This is a genomic window from Streptomyces sp. AF1A, assembly GCF_047340315.1.
Lineage (GTDB): Bacteria > Actinomycetota > Actinomycetes > Streptomycetales > Streptomycetaceae > Streptomyces.
In genome coordinates this window covers 1-15963 of the sequence record NZ_JBLEBI010000012.1, presented here as the reverse complement: position 1 = coordinate 15963, position 15963 = coordinate 1, and the positions used below count along the sequence as shown (strand labels likewise).

18 protein-coding genes are annotated in these 15963 nt (G+C 73.3%); 6 read left to right on the top strand and 12 right to left on the bottom strand.

Going from position 1 to position 15963, the window contains the following annotated elements; genetic code table 11:
* Positions 1 to 33 precede the first annotated feature (33 nt).
* Positions 34 to 444 (bottom strand): hypothetical protein, encoded by a 411-nt coding sequence (locus ACLU3S_RS06265; protein ID WP_413950730.1) that lies wholly within the window; start codon positions 442 to 444, stop codon positions 34 to 36.
* Positions 445 to 888: 444 nt separating this feature from the next.
* Here ACLU3S_RS06265 and ACLU3S_RS06260 point away from each other — a divergent pair, with 444 nt between their 5' ends.
* Positions 889 to 1272 carry a nuclear transport factor 2 family protein gene (locus tag ACLU3S_RS06260; RefSeq protein ID WP_413950729.1) on the top strand — a complete coding sequence of 128 codons (384 nt, stop codon included), beginning with the start codon at positions 889 to 891 and terminating at the stop codon, positions 1270 to 1272.
* 96 nt (positions 1273 to 1368) lie between these two features.
* Here the strand turns inward: ACLU3S_RS06260 and ACLU3S_RS06255 are convergent, their stop codons facing one another.
* Complete coding sequence (locus tag ACLU3S_RS06255; protein ID WP_413950728.1) at positions 1369 to 2286, bottom strand: AraC family transcriptional regulator; 918 nt, start codon at positions 2284 to 2286, stop codon at positions 1369 to 1371.
* Between the two features lie 101 nt (positions 2287 to 2387).
* Between ACLU3S_RS06255 and ACLU3S_RS06250 the strand changes: the two genes are divergently transcribed.
* Positions 2388 to 3371: an oxidoreductase gene (locus ACLU3S_RS06250; protein WP_413950789.1), complete on the top strand. Its 984-nt coding sequence runs from the start codon at positions 2388 to 2390 to the stop codon at positions 3369 to 3371.
* Positions 3372 to 3678: 307 nt separating this feature from the next.
* Here ACLU3S_RS06250 and mgrA read toward each other — a convergent pair whose 3' ends face one another.
* Positions 3679 to 4671: an L-glyceraldehyde 3-phosphate reductase gene (gene mgrA, locus ACLU3S_RS06245; RefSeq protein WP_413950727.1), complete on the bottom strand. Its 993-nt coding sequence runs from the start codon at positions 4669 to 4671 to the stop codon at positions 3679 to 3681.
* 112 nt (positions 4672 to 4783) lie between these two features.
* Between mgrA and ACLU3S_RS06240 the strand changes: the two genes are divergently transcribed.
* Together ACLU3S_RS06240 and ACLU3S_RS06235 are read left to right on the top strand one after the other, a co-directional pair.
* Positions 4784 to 5698, top strand: a complete 915-nt coding sequence (locus ACLU3S_RS06240; RefSeq protein ID WP_413950726.1) for a LysR substrate-binding domain-containing protein — start codon at positions 4784 to 4786, stop codon at positions 5696 to 5698.
* A 264-nt stretch (positions 5699 to 5962) separates the two neighbouring features.
* The gene (locus ACLU3S_RS06235) at positions 5963 to 6478 is read left to right on the top strand and encodes a mycothiol transferase (RefSeq protein ID WP_413950725.1); all 516 of its coding nucleotides are present in this window, start codon (positions 5963 to 5965) and stop codon (positions 6476 to 6478) included.
* Here the strand turns inward: ACLU3S_RS06235 and ACLU3S_RS06230 are convergent.
* From ACLU3S_RS06230 to ACLU3S_RS06190, 9 genes are all read right to left on the bottom strand, one after another.
* Positions 6460 to 7530, bottom strand: a complete 1071-nt coding sequence (locus ACLU3S_RS06230; protein ID WP_413950724.1) for an adenosine deaminase — start codon at positions 7528 to 7530, stop codon at positions 6460 to 6462. The two genes, ACLU3S_RS06235 and ACLU3S_RS06230, sit on opposite strands and share 19 nt — an antisense overlap.
* Before the next feature lie 46 nt (positions 7531 to 7576).
* Positions 7577 to 7966: a VOC family protein gene (locus ACLU3S_RS06225; protein WP_413950723.1), complete on the bottom strand. Its 390-nt coding sequence runs from the start codon at positions 7964 to 7966 to the stop codon at positions 7577 to 7579.
* Positions 7967 to 8119: 153 nt separating this feature from the next.
* Complete coding sequence (locus tag ACLU3S_RS06220) at positions 8120 to 9046, bottom strand: M48 family metalloprotease (RefSeq protein WP_413950722.1); 927 nt, start codon at positions 9044 to 9046, stop codon at positions 8120 to 8122.
* A complete protein-coding gene (locus ACLU3S_RS06215; RefSeq protein ID WP_413950721.1) occupies positions 9043 to 9423 on the bottom strand; it encodes a BlaI/MecI/CopY family transcriptional regulator in 381 nt (126 codons plus the stop codon). Before ACLU3S_RS06215 ends, ACLU3S_RS06220 begins: the two co-directional genes overlap by 4 nt.
* Before the next feature lie 99 nt (positions 9424 to 9522).
* Positions 9523 to 10437, bottom strand: coding sequence for an aldo/keto reductase (locus ACLU3S_RS06210; RefSeq protein WP_413950720.1), 915 nt, complete (start codon positions 10435 to 10437; stop codon positions 9523 to 9525).
* 85 nt (positions 10438 to 10522) lie between these two features.
* Positions 10523 to 11725 carry an RNA polymerase sigma factor gene (locus tag ACLU3S_RS06205; RefSeq protein ID WP_413950719.1) on the bottom strand — a complete coding sequence of 401 codons (1203 nt, stop codon included), beginning with the start codon at positions 11723 to 11725 and terminating at the stop codon, positions 10523 to 10525.
* 124 nt (positions 11726 to 11849) lie between these two features.
* Positions 11850 to 12278, bottom strand: coding sequence for an ATP-binding protein (locus tag ACLU3S_RS06200; RefSeq protein ID WP_413950718.1), 429 nt, complete (start codon positions 12276 to 12278; stop codon positions 11850 to 11852).
* A gap of 140 nt (positions 12279 to 12418) precedes the next feature.
* Positions 12419 to 13192 carry an anti-sigma factor family protein gene (locus tag ACLU3S_RS06195; RefSeq protein ID WP_413950717.1) on the bottom strand — a complete coding sequence of 258 codons (774 nt, stop codon included), beginning with the start codon at positions 13190 to 13192 and terminating at the stop codon, positions 12419 to 12421.
* Positions 13193 to 13217: 25 nt separating this feature from the next.
* Positions 13218 to 13820, bottom strand: coding sequence for a sigma-70 family RNA polymerase sigma factor (locus ACLU3S_RS06190; protein WP_413950716.1), 603 nt, complete (start codon positions 13818 to 13820; stop codon positions 13218 to 13220).
* 166 nt (positions 13821 to 13986) lie between these two features.
* Between ACLU3S_RS06190 and ACLU3S_RS06185 the strand changes: the two genes are divergently transcribed.
* Both ACLU3S_RS06185 and ACLU3S_RS06180 read left to right on the top strand, forming a co-directional pair.
* Positions 13987 to 14487 carry a cupredoxin family copper-binding protein gene (locus ACLU3S_RS06185; RefSeq protein ID WP_413950715.1) on the top strand — a complete coding sequence of 167 codons (501 nt, stop codon included), beginning with the start codon at positions 13987 to 13989 and terminating at the stop codon, positions 14485 to 14487.
* The gene (locus ACLU3S_RS06180; RefSeq protein WP_413950714.1) at positions 14484 to 15488 is read left to right on the top strand and encodes a metallophosphoesterase family protein; all 1005 of its coding nucleotides are present in this window, start codon (positions 14484 to 14486) and stop codon (positions 15486 to 15488) included. The genes ACLU3S_RS06185 and ACLU3S_RS06180 overlap by 4 nt, the downstream gene beginning before the upstream one ends.
* Positions 15489 to 15963: the final 475 nt, after the last annotated feature.

Here is a 15963-nt window from a genome sequence, read left to right as displayed (position 1 = left end):
GGTCACGGTACGTCCGCGCCGCGCGGACACCTGTCAGGCGACGGGCGCGACCAGCGCGGCGGCGGTGCGCTGCATGCGCAGGGCGTCGACGGACTCGGCCAGCAGCTCGTACTCGGTGGTGTCGTCGCCGGCGGCGATCCGCACCAGCCGTCCGCCCGCCAACTCGTCCGCGATCCGCTCCTGTCCGCCGTCGTCGGCGCACCAGGCGCGCAGCAGGGCGGGGACATCGGCCACGGTGTCGGCGACCGGTACCAGCGCCCCGGCCGGGTAGGCGGCGTCGTCCGGGCTGGGGTCCAGCCGCTCGGCGATCCAGGACGCCCGGTCCCGCAGCCACCACAGGGCCAGCGCCAGGGTGGGCGCGCGGTAGGTGCCGAGCGGTACGCCGATGCGCCGGCCGTCGCAGACGCCGTACGCCGTGACATGGCACAGGAATTCGTCGTGCACGTCCCACTCCCCCGTCGCCCCGCCGGCTCGCTGGTGCGCCGGCCGGGCCTCGCTCTCCGTGCGGTTCTGGTGCGGTGAAGTGCCCCTGACGTTCGAGTATCGCCACGGCCGAAACACTGTCACCACGACTTTCCGGCCAGTCTCCTGGCATATTCATCGCCCGTTTCGGCCGAGACGCACCGGGCCGGGGCGGGGTCCGGTGCAGGACCTCGCGGGCACCGGAGTACGGCCCGGGCGCGGGAGCACGACCTCGCCGGCAGCGCAGTGGGGCCGGGCGCCGGAGCATGACCTCGCACGCACCGGAGTGCGGCCGGGCGCGGGAGCATGACCTCTGAGGTAATCGACCCGTCTGCCGCCCTCCGGCATGGTGGTCACACCGGATCGGCGAACACCCCGGATCCGGGCCTGACCAGTACAGACGACCTCGATGGAGGCTGATTCGCCATGTCCGTGAACACCGACCGTTACGAGACCGCAGCGGCCCGCTACTTCGAGGCCTGGAACGCCACCGACCCGGAGGCGCTGAGGAAGGCGGTCGCCGCCGCCTGGGCGGCGGACGGCGGCTACACCGACCCGCTCGCCGACGTCCGCGGGCACGAGGGCGTCGCGGCCGTGATCGCGGCGGCCCACGAGCAGTTCCCGGGCTTCGTCTTCCGTCCGCTCGGCGCGGTGGACGGCCACCACGACACCGCGCGCTTCGGCTGGGAGCTGGTCGACGAGGCCGACGGCTCGGCGCCGGTGGCCGGGTTCGACGTGGTCACGCTGGACGCGGAGGGCCGCATCCGGCAGGTGCTGGGCTTCCTGGACCGGGTGCCGGCGGCATCCTGACACGGCCGCGCCGACGCCGGGTTCCCGCGCGCGGCGATCCGTCCCGGCGCGCGACACCCGGGCGGAGCACCGCGCGCGGCGGGCGCCGGGAACGGCTCAGCTCACGGCCGACTCCCGGTAGCGGCGGGGGGCGACGCCGACGGTGCGCTTGAAGGCGTTGCTGAAGGCGCTCTCCGAGGCGTAGCCGACCGAGCGGGCCAGTTCCGCCACCGGGACGGAGCCCTGCCTGAGGGCACGCGCGGCCAGGCTCATCCGCCAGTTCTGCAGGTACGTCAGGGGCGGCACCCCGGCGGCCGCCCGGAAGCGGACGGCGAAGGTGGTCCGGGACATCGCCGCGGCACGAGCCAGTTCCGCCAGCTGCCAGGGGTGGGCCGGGTCGGCGTGCATCAGGCGCAGGGCGGGGGCCAGCCGCTCGTCCGCCAGCGCGCGCAGCCAGCCGGGCGGCAGGCCGGCGGCCTCGCCGAGGCAGGAACGCAGCACCTGCAGGAACATGAGCTGGGCGAGGTGGTCGCGCGAGAAGGTGGAACCGGTCCCGCCGTCGGCCATCTCCCGCAACAGCTGCGCGGTGAGCCAGCGCAGCACCGGCGCCTCGTCCGCGCCGGCGCGGACGTGGAACAGCTCGGGCAGGGCCCGGCGCAGCAGGTCGCCGCCGTCCCGGCCGAGGTCGATGTGCCCGGAGACGCACACCACGTCCTCTCCCCCGCCCAGCGCCCCCATGCGGGTACGCGGCTCCACGGCGACCTGCGCCGGTTCGACCGGCTCCAGCCCGGGTTCGCTGCACAGGACGTACGACCGCCGCCCGTCGGAGACGACGACGTCGCCCTCGGACAGCGCGACCGGCTCGGCGCCGTTCCCGGCGACGAGCAGACAGCCGCCCCGCGCGATGACGTTCACCTTCAGCTTGTCGCGGCCCCGCAGGCGGATCGCCCAGCGCCCGCCGGCCGTGAAACCACCGGAGAACACCCCGCGCGCGTCCGCGACCGCGAGGGCGTCGGAGAGAGGATCGGTGGACACGCCCGAACTATCACGCAAGTAGCGCGCACTTTCAAGCATTCATCGTTCGGGGGCGACGGACCTACGGTGGTCTCATGGCTCAGAGCAAGGAGACACCCCCCATGACCACCGCACAGCAGCCCCTGCGCTCCGGCTTCGGCGCCGCGTCCACGGCCGAGGAAGTGATCGAGGGCATCGACCTCACCGGCAAGGTCGCGATCGTCACCGGCGGCTACTCGGGCATCGGCCTCGAGACCAGCCGCGTCCTGCGGGCGGCGGGCGCGGAGGTCGTCGTACCGGCCCGGGATCCGGAGCGCGCCCGCGCCGCCCTGAAGGAGGTGGACGGAGTCCGGGTGGAACCGATGGACCTGATCGATCCGGCGTCCGTCGACGCCTTCGCCGCGTGGTTCCAGGCCTCCGGGCGGCCGCTGCACATCCTGGTGAACAGCGCCGGGATCATGGCGACCCCGCTGCGACGGGACGCCCGCGGGCACGAGGCCCAGTTCGCGACGAACCACCTGGGGCACTTCCGGCTGGTGGCCCGGCTGTGGCCCGCCCTGGTGGCGGCCGGCGGGGCGCGTGTGGTCTCGGTGTCCTCGCGAGGCATCCGCTTCTCGCCCGTCGTCTTCGAGGACCTGCACTTCGAGCACCGGCCCTACGAGCCGTTCCTCGCCTACGGCCAGTCGAAGACGGCCAACGCGCTCTTCGCCGTGGAGCTGGACCGGCGGGGCCGGACGGAGGGAGTGCGGGCGTTCTCCGTGCACCCCGGCACGATCGTCGACACCGGTCTCGCCAAGCACCTTCCCGAGGAGGCCCTGCGGGCGGCGGGCGCCGTCGACGAGGAGGGGCGGCTGGTGCGCGATCCGGCCCGGCAGCTCAAGACGGTCCCGCAGGGAGCGGCGACCAGCGTGTGGTGCGCCACCAGCCCGGACCTCGCCGGACTGGGCGGTGTCTACTGCGAGAACTGCGACATCAGCCCCCTGGTGTCCCCGGACGACGAGGCGCGGTGGCGGGCGGAGCCGGGACTGCCGGGCGTCCTGCCGTACGCCGTGGACCCGGAGGCGGCCGCCCGCCTCTGGGAGATCAGCGAACGACTCACGGCGTAGGCGAACGGCTGGGCGCCGGGCCCGGCACGTGACCGAGGGCGTGACTGGGCAGGTGGCCCGGGGCGTGGCCCGGCACATGAGCGGACGCGTGGCCCGGCACGTGGCCCGGGACCTGACCGGGCACGTGGCCCAGCGAACGACCCAAGGCGTAGCCCCAGGAAACGGCTGGGACGCGACCCGGCGCGGGGCCCGGCGCATAGCCCGGCAAACGGCCGGCGCCGGGCCCGGCAAACAACCGACGCGGGGCCCGGCGCGCATGACCCGGCAAGCGGCCCCGAGCCGGGCCGGGTCCGGGATGGCCGGTGGGTTACGGCCTGACGATCGCGTCGATCCGGGCCAGTTCCTCCGCGTCGAAGTCCAGGTTGCGGATCGCGCCGACGCTGTCCTCGATCTGCTGCGCGCTGCTCGCGCCGACCAGCGCGGAGGTGACCCGGCCGCCGCGCAGCACCCAGGCCAGCGCCAGCTGGGCCAGGGTCTGGCCGCGGGACTTGGCGATCTCGTCGAGGGCGCGCAGCCGGGCGACCAGGTCCTCGGTGACCGCGTCCGAATTCAGGAAGGGGCTGTCGCTCGCGGCGCGCGAGTCCTCCGGGATGCCGTCGAGGTAGCGGCCGGTGAGCAGGCCCTGCTCCAGCGGGGAGTAGACGATGGAGCCGACCTGGAGTTCGTCCAGGGCGTCCAGCAGGCCCTCGTCCTCGGGGCGCCGGTCGAGCATGGAGTAGCGCGGCTGGTGGATGAGGAGCGGGGTGCCGAGGTCGGCGAGGATGCGGGCGGCCGCGCGGGTCTGCTCGGCGGAGTAGTTGGAGACACCGACGTAGAGCGCCTTGCCCTGCTGCACCGCCGAGTGCAGCGCGCCCATCGTCTCCTCCAGCGGAGTGTCCGGGTCCGGGCGGTGCGAGTAGAAGACGTCGACGTAGTCGAGGCCCATCCGGGCGAGGCTCTGGTCCAGCGAGGACAGCAGGTACTTGCGCGAGCCCCATTCGCCGTACGGGCCGGGCCACATCAGGTAGCCGGCCTTGGTGGAGATGACCAGTTCGTCGCGGTACGGGGCGAAGTCCGCCCTCAGTGCCTCGCCGAGCGCGGACTCGGCGGCGCCGGGCGGCGGGCCGTAGTTGTTGGCGAGGTCGAAGTGGGTGATGCCGAGGTCGAAGGCCCGGCGCAGGATCGCGCGCTGGGTCTCCACGGGCCGGTCGGGCCCGAAGTTGTGCCACAGGCCGAGGGACAGCGCGGGAAGCTTCAGGCCGCTGCGTCCGGTCCGCCGGTAGGGCATGTCGGCGTAACGGTCGGGGTGTGCGGTGTACAACGCGACTCCAGAGGGGGTGGGCACAGGTTCTACCGGTTCCACTCTTCCCCGCGCACCGGACAGCGGTCCAACAGAAGAATCCGATGCGATTGTGCGGCTAGGCTTCTCAATCATGGAACTGCGTCACCTCCAGCACTTCGTCGCGGTCGCCGAGGACCAGCACTTCACCCGGGCGGCCGAACGCCTGATGGTGTCCCAGTCGGGCCTGTCCGCGTCCATCCGGGCGCTGGAGCGTGAGCTGCGGGCGCCGCTGTTCGTGCGCACGACGAGGCGGGTGACGCTGACCGAGGCGGGACGGGCGTTGCTGGGGGAGGCCGAGCGGATCCTGGCCCAGGTGCGCTCGGCGCACGAGGCGGTGGCCGCGGTGCAGGGCGTGCTGCGCGGCACGCTGGCGCTGGGCACCGAGCAGTGCATCGCCGGGGTGCACGTGGCCCGGCTGCTGGCTGCCTTCCGGGGCCGGCATCCGGACGTGGAGATCCGGCTGCGGCAGGCGGGATCGGGCGCCCTGGCCGAGGAGGTGACCGCGGGGCGGCTCGACCTCGCCTTCGCCTACCGCACCCAGGCCGACACCGACCAGCTGCGCTCGGTCTTCCTGACCGGCGAGCCGATGACCGTGCTGTGCCACCCCAGCCACCGGCTGGCCTCGGCCTCGGCCCTCCTGGCGCCCGACGACCTCGCCGGGGAGGTCTTCGTCGACTTCCACCCGGACTGGGGGCCGCGCCGCACCACCGACGCCGCCTTCGCGGCGGCCGGCGTCCGGCGCACGGTCGCGCTGGAGGTCAACGACGTGCACACCCTGCTGGACCTGGTCGACGAGAGCCTGGGGATCGCCGTCGTACCGCGCCACTTCCGGCACAAGCGACCCTCGTTGACGGCGCTGCCGCTGAAGGGCACGGGCGAGACGGAGTACGAGACCGTGGCCCTGCTCCCGCCCGAGCGGGCCACCAGTCCGGCGGCCCGCGCGCTGGTCACCCTGCTCGAAGCAGGGGACCTGACTCCGCCCCGGGACGGGCCAGAGGACTCCTGACTCCACCCCGGGACGGGTCCCAGGACTCCTGACTTTGGCCGTCCGCCGGCAGAGGAGCGAACGAATCGTCACTTCCCTTTGCGACAAGGGCGTTCATGCCGGTCACCGGTGCGTCGACGGCCCTGAGCCCGCCGGTGACGGGCCGCAGACGCAGGCGCCGGAACGGCGGTGGCGCGGGTGCGGCCGCCGGGGCGGGGGCCGCCGGGCCTCCGCGGCGGCCGATTCCGGACGCGTGCGCGTCGGTGATTTGCGATGGTGGACGGTATGCATGCCAAGGACATCCTCATCGACGGCTACGGCCGCATCCAGGAAGAAGTCCATGCCGCCCTCGACGGCCTCGGACCGGACGCGCTGCACCACCGTCCGGTCCCCGACGCCAACTCCGTCGCCTGGCTGGTCTGGCACCTCACCCGGGTCCAGGACGACCACATCGCCGACGCCTTCGGCCTCGAACAGGTGTGGCTCTCCCAGGGCTGGGAGAAGCGCTTCGGCCTCGACCTGCCCCGGCACGACACCGGCTACGGACACAGTCCGGCCAAGGTCGCGAAGGTGCGGGTCGAGTCCGCCGACCTGCTGACCGGGTACTACGACGCCGTGCACGAGCAGACCCTGGGCGCCCTGCGCACACTCGCCGCCAAGGACCTGGAACGCATCGTGGACGAGCGCTGGGACCCGCCGGTCAGCCTGGGCGTGCGCCTGGTGAGCGTCCTGTCCGACGACCTTCAGCACGTCGGACAGGCGGCCTACCTCAAGGGGCTCGTTCAGAGCGCGGCCGCGTAACCCGGCAGCACCACGTCCTCGATGAGGGCCGTGCGCTCGTCGAACGGGATGAACGCGCTCTTGAGGGCGTTCACCGTCACCGTGCGCAGGTCCTCGACCGTCCATCCGGCCTCCTCGACCAGCAGCGCCATCTCCCGGGTCATCGTCGTCCCCGACACCAGGCGGTTGTCGGTGTTGACGGTGACCCGGAAGCCGAGGTCCTTCAGGGCCGTGACGGGGTGCTCGGCGATGGAGGTGGCGCAGCCGGTCTGGAGGTTGGACGTGGGGCACATCTCCAGGGCGATGCGGCGGTCGCGCACCCAGGACGCGAGACGGCCGAGCTTGCCGTCGACGATGTCCTCGGTGAGGCGCACCCCGTGGCCGATGCGCTGGGCGCCGCACACCTGCACCGCCTGGTGGATGCTGGGCAGGCCGTGCGCCTCGCCGGCGTGGATGGTGAACGGCACGCTCTCGCGGCGCAGGTGCTCGAAGGCGGCGAGGTGGTCGGCGGGCGGGAAGCCGTCCTCGGCGCCGGCGATGTCGAAGCCCACGACACCGGCGTCGCGGTAGGCGACGGCCAGGTCGGCGGCGTCACGGACGCGGTCGAACATCCGCATGCCGCACAGCAGCGTGCCGACCCGGACCGGGGTGCCGAGGGCGGCGGCCTTGGCCATGCCGGCGGCCAGGCCCTCCTGCACGGTCTCCACGACCTCGCGCATCGTCAGCCCGCCGTTGGTGTTCAGCTCGGGGGCGTAGCGCACCTCGGCGTAGACGACGCCGTCGGCGGCGAGGTCGAGCACGTACTCCTCGGCGGTGCGCAGCAGGCCCTCGCGGGTCTGCATGACGGCGAGGGTGTGCTCGAAGGTGGCTATGTAGCGCACCAGGTCGCCGGAGTTGGCGGCCTCGACGTACCAGGCGGCCAGCTCGTCGGGGTCGGTGGTGGGCAGGGTGTGGCCGACCGCGGCCGCGAGTTCCACGACGGTGGCGGGGCGCAGACCGCCGTCGAGGTGGTCGTGCAGGACGGCCTTGGGCAGCCGGCGGAGGGTCTCGGTGTCGATGCGGGGCGCGGTCATGGCAGGGCTTTCCTCGGCAGGTGGTTCGCTGATGGTTCGGCGGTGGTCAGGCGGCGGGCTGGAGCAGGTCCCAGCGGTTGCCGCAGAGGTCCTGGAAGACGGCGACCGTGCCGTAGGGCTCGTGCCGCGGGTCCTCCAGGAAGGTCACACCGGCGGCGGTCATCCGGGCGTGGTCGCGGGCGAAGTCGTCGGTGTGCAGGAAGAACCCCACGCGTCCGCCGGTCTGGTCGCCGATGCGGGCCCGCTGCTCCTGCCCCCTGGCCCGGGCCAGGAGCAGCCCGGTGCCGGCTGCGTCACCGGGCTCCACGACGACCCAGCGGGAACCGTCCGGGCGCGGGGCGTCCTCGGCGAGGCGGAAGCCGAGGGCCTCGGTGTAGAAGCGGATGGCCTCGTCGTAGTCGTCGACGACGAGGGTGACCAGGGCGAGACGGCGCATCGAGACCTTCCGGCGGGGGTGGTTAGCCGGTGAGGTTATACGTAAAACCAGACCGGCGCCAGTCTCATTTCTACGCGCGTCGCTACCCCAGGTCTACGCGCGTTGTCGTGCGGTGTTGCCGTGGCCCGCCGAACGGGCGTCCCGCCCTCCCGGTCAGGGCCTCTCGTCGCCCTGCGCGACCTCCACCCGATGGTGGAAGTCGGCCATGCCGGTGACCGAGGCCACGCAGGAGACGGCGGTGCAGGCGACGAGGAGCGCGGCGATCGCGCGTCCGGCTCGGGGCGCACCGGGGTTGGCGAGAAGGGCCTGGACACGCTGGGGGACGGGACCGGTCGTCGCGGCGGCGGCGAAGTCGGGACGCTCGGCCCGGTTCGCCTGCCCGGCGAGGGCCGCGCGGGCGATGGCCCGGGCGGTCAGCCGCCGGTCCCCCACCGAGGCCGCGGCGGCCTCGTCGGCGGCCCGCTCGGCGGCGAGGCGGATGGTCTCACGGACCGGCCGCAGCGCCGGGTGGCAGTGCGCGGCGAGTTCGGCGGCGGCGAGGAAGTAGTGGTGGCCGCCCTCGTTGTGCGCCCGCTCGTGGGCGAAGAGGGCCTCGCGCTCGGGGCCGTCGAGGCTGCGCAGCATCGCCGTGGTGACGACGATGCGGTGCGGGCGCCCGGGCAGGGCGTACGCGTCGGGGCGGGGCGAGTCCACCACGCACAGGTCGCCCGCGGCGGGCCCGCTCCCCGCCTGGGTGCGGGCCGTGCGGAAGGCACGCGTCTGGCGCAGCACCGAGCGGGCCAGCGTCCAGCAGCACACCGCGAGGACGCCGACCGAGGTGGCCGCGGCCGGCACGACGACTATGTCGGAGGCGGTGCGCAGCGGGTGGATCAGCTCGCCGAACGCGGCGAACAGCGGCAGCTTGAGCACGCCGATCAGGACGAACGCGCCGAGCGCGGCCAGCGAGCAGCCGGCCAGGACGACCGCGCAGGCGGTGACGGCCCACAGCGCGGCGACGGGCGTCAGCCGGGCCAGCGCCCGTCGGGCCAGCGCCGGCAGCGCGAACGGCAGGAGCAGGGGCAGCAGGAGCAGAGCGGTCATCGGCCGTCGGATTCGAGCAGCTCGCGCAGGATGCGCTCGTCGTCCGGGCTGAGCTGGGCGACGAAGCGGGCGAGGACGGTCTCGCGGTCGCTGTCCCGGTCCAGTTCGCTGTGCATCCGGCGCGCGGTGAGACCCTGGGCGTCCCGCACCTCCTGCACCGGGAAGTACACGAAGCCGCGGCCCCTGCGCTGCCGCTTCACGACCCCCTTGTCGTGCAGGCGGGTGAGGATCGTCGTCACCGTCGTGCGGGCGAGGTCCGCGCCGAGGCTCGCCTGGACCTGGCCGGGCGTCAGGGGCCCGTCGGCGGCCCAGAGCGCGGCCATGATGCTCGCCTCGAGTTCACCGGCCGGCCGGCGTTCGTCCTTGGCGTCGGTCATGGGAACGTCCCTCACCTCGTCCTCGTCGGATTCCGGACCGTCTACACGATGGTAGTCATACGGCCGCCGTTCCCCGAGCGCCCGGGAGAGGGGGCGCCGTCAGCGCGCGCCCCCGTCCTGCCGTACGGCGTCCAGCCGGGCCAGCTCCTCTTCCGTGAGCCGCAGGGCACCCGCGGCGACGTTCTCGACGAGGTGCTCGGGGTCGCCGGTGCCGGGGATCGCGAGGACGTGCGGGCCCTGGTGCAGGGTCCAGGCGATGCGCACCTGCGCCGGGCTCACCCCGTGGGCGCGGGCCATGGCGCTCACCTCGTCGTCCTGGCGCGCGGCGGCGGCACCGCGCTCACCGCCCTCGCCGGCGACGGCGTAGAAGGGGACGAAGGCGATGCCCCGCTCACCGCACATCCGCAGCAGCTCGTCGGTCCCGGGGCGGGCGGCATCGAGACCGTACCGGTTCTGCACCGACACCACGGGTGCGATGCGCAGCGCCTCGTCCAGGTGCCGGGGCGCGACGGCCGAGATGCCGAGGTGCCTGATCAGCCCGGCCTCGCGCAGCTCGGCGAGAGCCCCGAAGTGTTCGGCGATCGAGTCCTGGCCCATCCAACGGAGGTAGACGAGGTCGAGGTGGTCGCGGCCGAGCTGGCGCAGGTTCTCCTCGACGTGGCCGCGCAGCTGGTCCGGCCGGGCGGAGGTGCCCCACGCGCCGTCGCAGTCGCGGAAGGGGCCGACCTTGGTGGCGATGACGAGGTCGTCGGCGTAGGGGGCGAGGGCCGTGTTGATGAGCTCGTTGGCCGAGCGCAGGGAGGAGAAGTAGAAGGCGGCGGTGTCGATGTGGTTGACGCCGAGTGCGACGGCCCGGCGCAGGACGGCGATCGAGCGCGCGCGGTCGCTCGGTGTGCCCAGGTGGAAGGCGGCGCTGCCGGTCAGCCGCATGGCACCGAAGCCGATGCGGTGCACGGGCAGGTCGCCGATCGGGAAGGTGCCGGAGGCATCCGCGGTGATCGTTTCAGTCGTCATCGGCGGAGTGTCGCACACCGGGGCGGGCCGGCGAGGGCGGATGGGAGGGCGGCCGACCGCCTCGGCACCTGTCGGCCGAGCCCGCTCAGGTCGCCTTCGCGTCGGTCTCCCTCCGGCATCGCTCCAGGTGAGCGCGCTCGGCGTCGCTCGGGGCCAGCTCGGCGGCACGGCCGTACTCGGCCGCCGCCTCGCCGGTGCGGCCCAGGCGGCGCAGAAGGTCGGCGCGGACGGCGTGCAGCACGTGGTAGCGGTCGAGGTCGAGGGCGTCGACCAGGTCGAGCGCCTCGGCCGGGCCGGAGACCTCCGCGACGGCGACCGCGCGGTTCAGGGCGACGACCGGGGACGGCGCCAGGGCCGTCAACTGGTCGTACAGCTGGAGGATCTGCCGCCAGTCGGTGGCGGCGGCCGTGGGCGCGTCGCTGTGCACGGCCTGGATCGCGGCCTGGATCTGGTACGGCCCCGGCCGCCCCTGGCGCAGGCACCGGCGGACCAGGTCCAGACCCTCGGTGAGCAGTGCCCGGTCCCAGCGGGCGCGGTCCTGCCCGGGCAGCGGGACGAGGGTGCCGTCCGGGTCCTGCCGGACGGGCCGGCGGGACTCGACCAGCAGCATCAACGCGAGCAGGCCCGTCACCTCGGGTTCGCCCGGCATCAGCTCGGCGAGCAGCCGGCCCAGCCGGAGGGCCTCCGCGCACAGGGCGGGGTCGCCGGTGCAGCCCTCGTTGAAGACGAGGTAGACGACGGCGAGGACGCCGTCGAGCCGGTCCGGCAGGTCGGCGTCACCGGGCACGCGGTACGGGATGCCGGCGTCGCGGATCTTGGCCTTGGCCCGCACCAGCCGCTGGGCGAGCGTGGGTTCCGGCACCAGGAAGGCGCGGGCGATCTGGGCGGTGCTCAGTCCGCCGAGCAGACGCAGGGTGAGGGCGACCCGGGACGGGAGGGCGAGCGCGGGGTGGCAGCAGGTGAAGACGAGCCGGAGCCGGTCGTCGCGCACGGGGCCCTCCTCGTGCGGTGCGCTGGATGCGTACAGCCGGGCGGCCTCCAGCTGGCGGGCGTCGCGGGAGGACTCGCGGCGCAGCCGGTCGATCGCGCGGTTGCGGGCGGTGGTGATGATCCAGCCGGCGGGGCTCGGCGGCACACCGGTCCGCGGCCACCGGGTCACAGCGGTGGCGAATGCCTCCTGCACCGCTTCCTCCGCGAGGTCGATGTCGCCGAGGAAGCGGACGAGGACCGAGACGGCGCGCCCGTACTCGGCGCGGAAGACCGCCTCGACGTCGACGGTGTCCGGCATCGGCGCCCGTGCCCTTCTGTGCGCTCACGCCGCGGCCCGCAGGACGCCGGCCGTGGGGTGGGCCGCGGCCCGGTGGACGGCAGCGGCGCTGCCGTGGCCGGCGGCCGCAAGCGTACGGGTCCGGTCATGCCGAGCACCGCAGACAGGCGCGGACTTCCCGGCCGCCGCACGTCTGGTGCACCTCGGTCGACAGCGCGAGGGAGGCGACGATGCCGGTGCCGCGGCCGTGCTCGTCCGGCGCGGCCTCGTGCCGGTCGTGCTCGACGGCGGTTCCGGAGTCGGTGACCACGATCTGCAGGGTGCCGTCGTCGAGGACGAGCAGCAGCGTCATGCGTTCATGGCCGTACTGGGCCGCGTTGGCGGCGAGTTCGTCGACGATGAGGACGGCGGAGTCGCGCTCGCTCTCGGGCACGCGCCAGCACTCCAGCAGGTCCGCCGTGAGATGGCGAGCGGCGGATACGTGCGCCTCCTGCGCGGGCAGGGTCAGCATCGCCTGGTGGTGGCAGGACCGTGAGGGCAGCGCACCCGCACGGGCGGAATCGTTGACAAACATGGTCTTCCGGCTCTGGTGAGGTCGAACCTGGATGTGAGCACTCATGTACATATACGAGTGGGACGTGCATACGGTTCGGGTAATTCGCGCCTTTTGTGCAACTTCTTGGTACTGCGTCGCCTTTGAGCCTCGTGCTTACCTCACGCCCGGATCGTGACCAGCTTCCGGCCGTCGCCCGCGATGATCTCGAAGTGCTGGATCGCCGCCGGTGCCATGGGGACCGCGCCGGGGACCGTGGTGCCCGCGGGGTACTCCCCCGCCCGCCAGGTGGCCGCGTCCGCCCGGGTTCCGCCGGGCCCGATCGCCTGCAGCCGGCAGGTGATTCCCGCGGGCGCGCCCCGGGCCGAGACCAGCAGGACACTGCCCCAGGCCGAGGGTGAGACGCGCACCGAGGCGGTGACGCCGGTGGCGGGATCGTGTCCGGAGAACGTGCGCGCCGGGGCCGGCGTGACGGGTGCGGGCTGGGTCCCCCCGCCCGCCTCGGTGGCGCTGGTCGCCAGCAGGGTGCCGCCGACCGCCGCCCCGGCGACCAGTGCCAGCGAAGCCGTGGCACCGGCCAGTTGCCACCGCCACCTCCTGCGCCGCCGCGCGGCGGCCTGCTGAAGCATCCGGTCGAGCAGCCCCGTCCCCGGCGTCCGGGGCGGCGCCTGCGGTGCGCCCATGGTGCTCCGCGCCGCCCGCCGCACCAGCTGATCGGCATGGTCCTCATGGCCGGCCGGCACGGACCGGCCCTCGACCTCGGCCGCGCTGACCGTCGCGAGCAGTGCCGGCAGTCCCGCCAGCTCGGCGTGTTCCGCCCGGCACGCGTCGCATTCCTCGAGGTGCGCACGCACCTGTTCGGTCTCCTCCGGCGAGAGCACGCCGAGGACGTACGCACCCAGCGCCAGCCGGAGGGTGTCGTGGTCGGCGTTCATGGCAGGCACCTCCTCCATGCCGTGGTCACGGCTCGATGCCCCGTTCCCGCAGCGCCAGCCGGAGCGCGTGCAGGGCGTAGTACGTGCGCGACTTCACGGTGCCCAGCGGGATGCCCAGCGCACCCGCGGCCTCCGCCATGGTCCGGCCCCGGTAGTACGTCTCCAGCAGGACGGCGCGATGGTCCGGAGACAGCGTGCGGACGGCGTCGGCCACGGCCCAGCTCTGCAGCGCCTGCTCGATCCCGTCGTCCCCCGCCGTCTGCTCGGCGGCCCGCTCCAGTGCCTCGCCGCCCACCTCGGCCGGTCTCGCCTGCCGGGCCCGGTGCGCGTCGATGACCAGGCGCCGGGCGACCGTGCACAGCCAGGCGCGCGCCGGACCGCGCGCGGGCTCGAAGGCGGCGGGGTGCTGCCATGCCCGCAGCAGCGTTTCCTGCACGACGTCCTCCGCCCACTGCCGGTCTCCTGACGTCAGTCGCAGCACGTAGTGGAACAGGGGTCCTGCGTGTTCGGCATACAGAGCCCGGAGCAGTTCCTCGTCCGTGGTCGAAATGGTCCCTTCACCCGTGACACGGCGCCCGGAGCCATTCGGATCGGCCGTCTGCCCACGTTTTCGGGCACTCCATGGCATACCCAGATCATCACGCATATGTATCGGTTTGTCGTGCCACATCCGATGTACGGCCAGCAGTTGGACAAAAACCTCGAAACCACCGAACCGCCTGCCGCCTCCGCCCGTGAAACGGGGCACGAGCCGCCGGCGTGCGGCATCACCTGATCAGTGAGGAACGACTGCCATGTTCGTCAATTTCGGGCCCACGGGCCGCCGATCGCTCGGTGCGGTGGGGCTGGCCGCCGCCACTGCCGGCGTCCTGGGGCTCCTGAGCGCGTGCGGCCACTCGTCCGGTACGCCGGGCTCCGGGGGCGCCCTGACGCCCGGCCCGGGCCGGCACCAGACGGCGGGAGTGCCGGGCGGCTCGGCGATGCCCAGGATGACCATGCCGACGGGTTCGCCGGCGGAGGGCGCCGCCAGGCCGGTGTCCGGTCACACCGTGTCGATCAAGAACTTCGCGTTCTCCCCGGCCACGCTCAAGGTGACGGCGGGCACGACGGTGACCTGGACCAACGCGGACACCGACGCCCACACCGTGACCAGCACCGGCTCGGGCGGCCCGCTGCACTCCCCCGCCCTCGCCACACACGGCACCTACTCGTACACGTTCACCAGGCCCGGCCGCTACGCCTACCTCTGCACCATCCATCCCTTCATGACCGGCACCGTGGAGGTGACCTCATGACCGAGTACGACATGACCGAGTACGACGACCACCAGGACCCGGTACCGGCCGGCCAGGACGCGGAGCCCATGACCGAGCACGGCATGTCACGTCGGCAACTCCTGCGCCACGCGGGGTGGTTCGGCGGCGCCGTCGTCCTCACCGTGGCCGCGGGCGAGGTGATCAGCCATGTCGCCGGCCCGGAGGACACCGCCGCGGCGGCCCCCGCCGCACCGAGCGGCGCGCTGCGGTTCGTGCAGGTCTCCGACAGCCACATCGGCTTCCGCGGGCCGGCCAACACCGACGTGGCCGGTTCCTTCACCGAGGCCATCGACCAGGTCAACGCTCTCGGCTTCAGACCCGACTTCGTCATGCACAGCGGCGACCTGACCCACCTGTCCACCGCCGGACAGTTCGACCAGGTGCGGCACATGATGGCCGGGCTGCGGACCAACCGGGTCTTCACCGTGCCGGGCGAGCACGACTCCATCGGCGACGCGGGCCGCACCTACCGGCAGATCTTCGGCAAGGGCACGCTCGGCGACGGCTGGTACAGCTTCGACACGCACGGCGTCCACTTCGTCGCCCTGGTCAACACGCTGAGCCTGGAGAAGCTCGGTCACCTCGGCAACGAGCAGATCGACTTCGTCCGCAGGGACCTCGCCGGCCTGCCGTCGGACACCCCCGTCGTGGTCTTCAGCCACATCCCGCTGTTCGCCATGTACCCGCAGTGGGGCTGGAGCACGGACGACGCGCTGAAGGTGATCGCGCTCCTGCGCCGCTTCGCCTCGGTGACCTGTCTCAACGGCCACGTCCATCAGCTGTTCACCAAGACCGAGGGCAACATCACCTTCCACTCCGCCACCACCACCGCCTACCCGCTGCCGAAGCCGGGCCGGGCGCCCGCGCCCACTCCGCAGGTCGTGCCCGCACGGCAGCTCAAGGACGCGCTCGGCATCCGCACCGTCGGCTACCGGCAGGGAGACAAGCAGTTGGCGGTCAAGGACGAGAGGCTGGCATGAACGCAGACGACTCCTCACCCCGGCGCAACGCCCGGCGACCGCCGCCCTGCGCGCGGGCAGCGGCGTCTTCCACGCCCAGCTCCACATCGACGGACAGCCCGTTGTTCCTGCCGCAGGCAGGCGCGTCCTTCGCGGTCGCCGCGCGCTGCTGATCGGCATGCCGCCGCTGCTCGGGATCGCCGCGGCCGGTCCGCGGGGCGGCCGTATGCGACGCCACCTTTGGCACACCGGAAGCGGAATCATGCAGCTGTCCGACTCCGACTTCGCCTGAAGCGCCGAGCCCGGCCGGCGCGGTCCTCCGCGTCGGCCGGGCCCGCCGGCACGCCGCCGGAGCGGCGAGAAGGGGCAGCATCGGACAGTTCATGGCGACGTATCACCCGACCGTGATCCACCACTCAGGATGATTTGACGACAGACCCTAGTCGGGTGAAGGGGCTACAGTGCTGGAGCCTTGTGTGCCGCACCATTGGGTCAA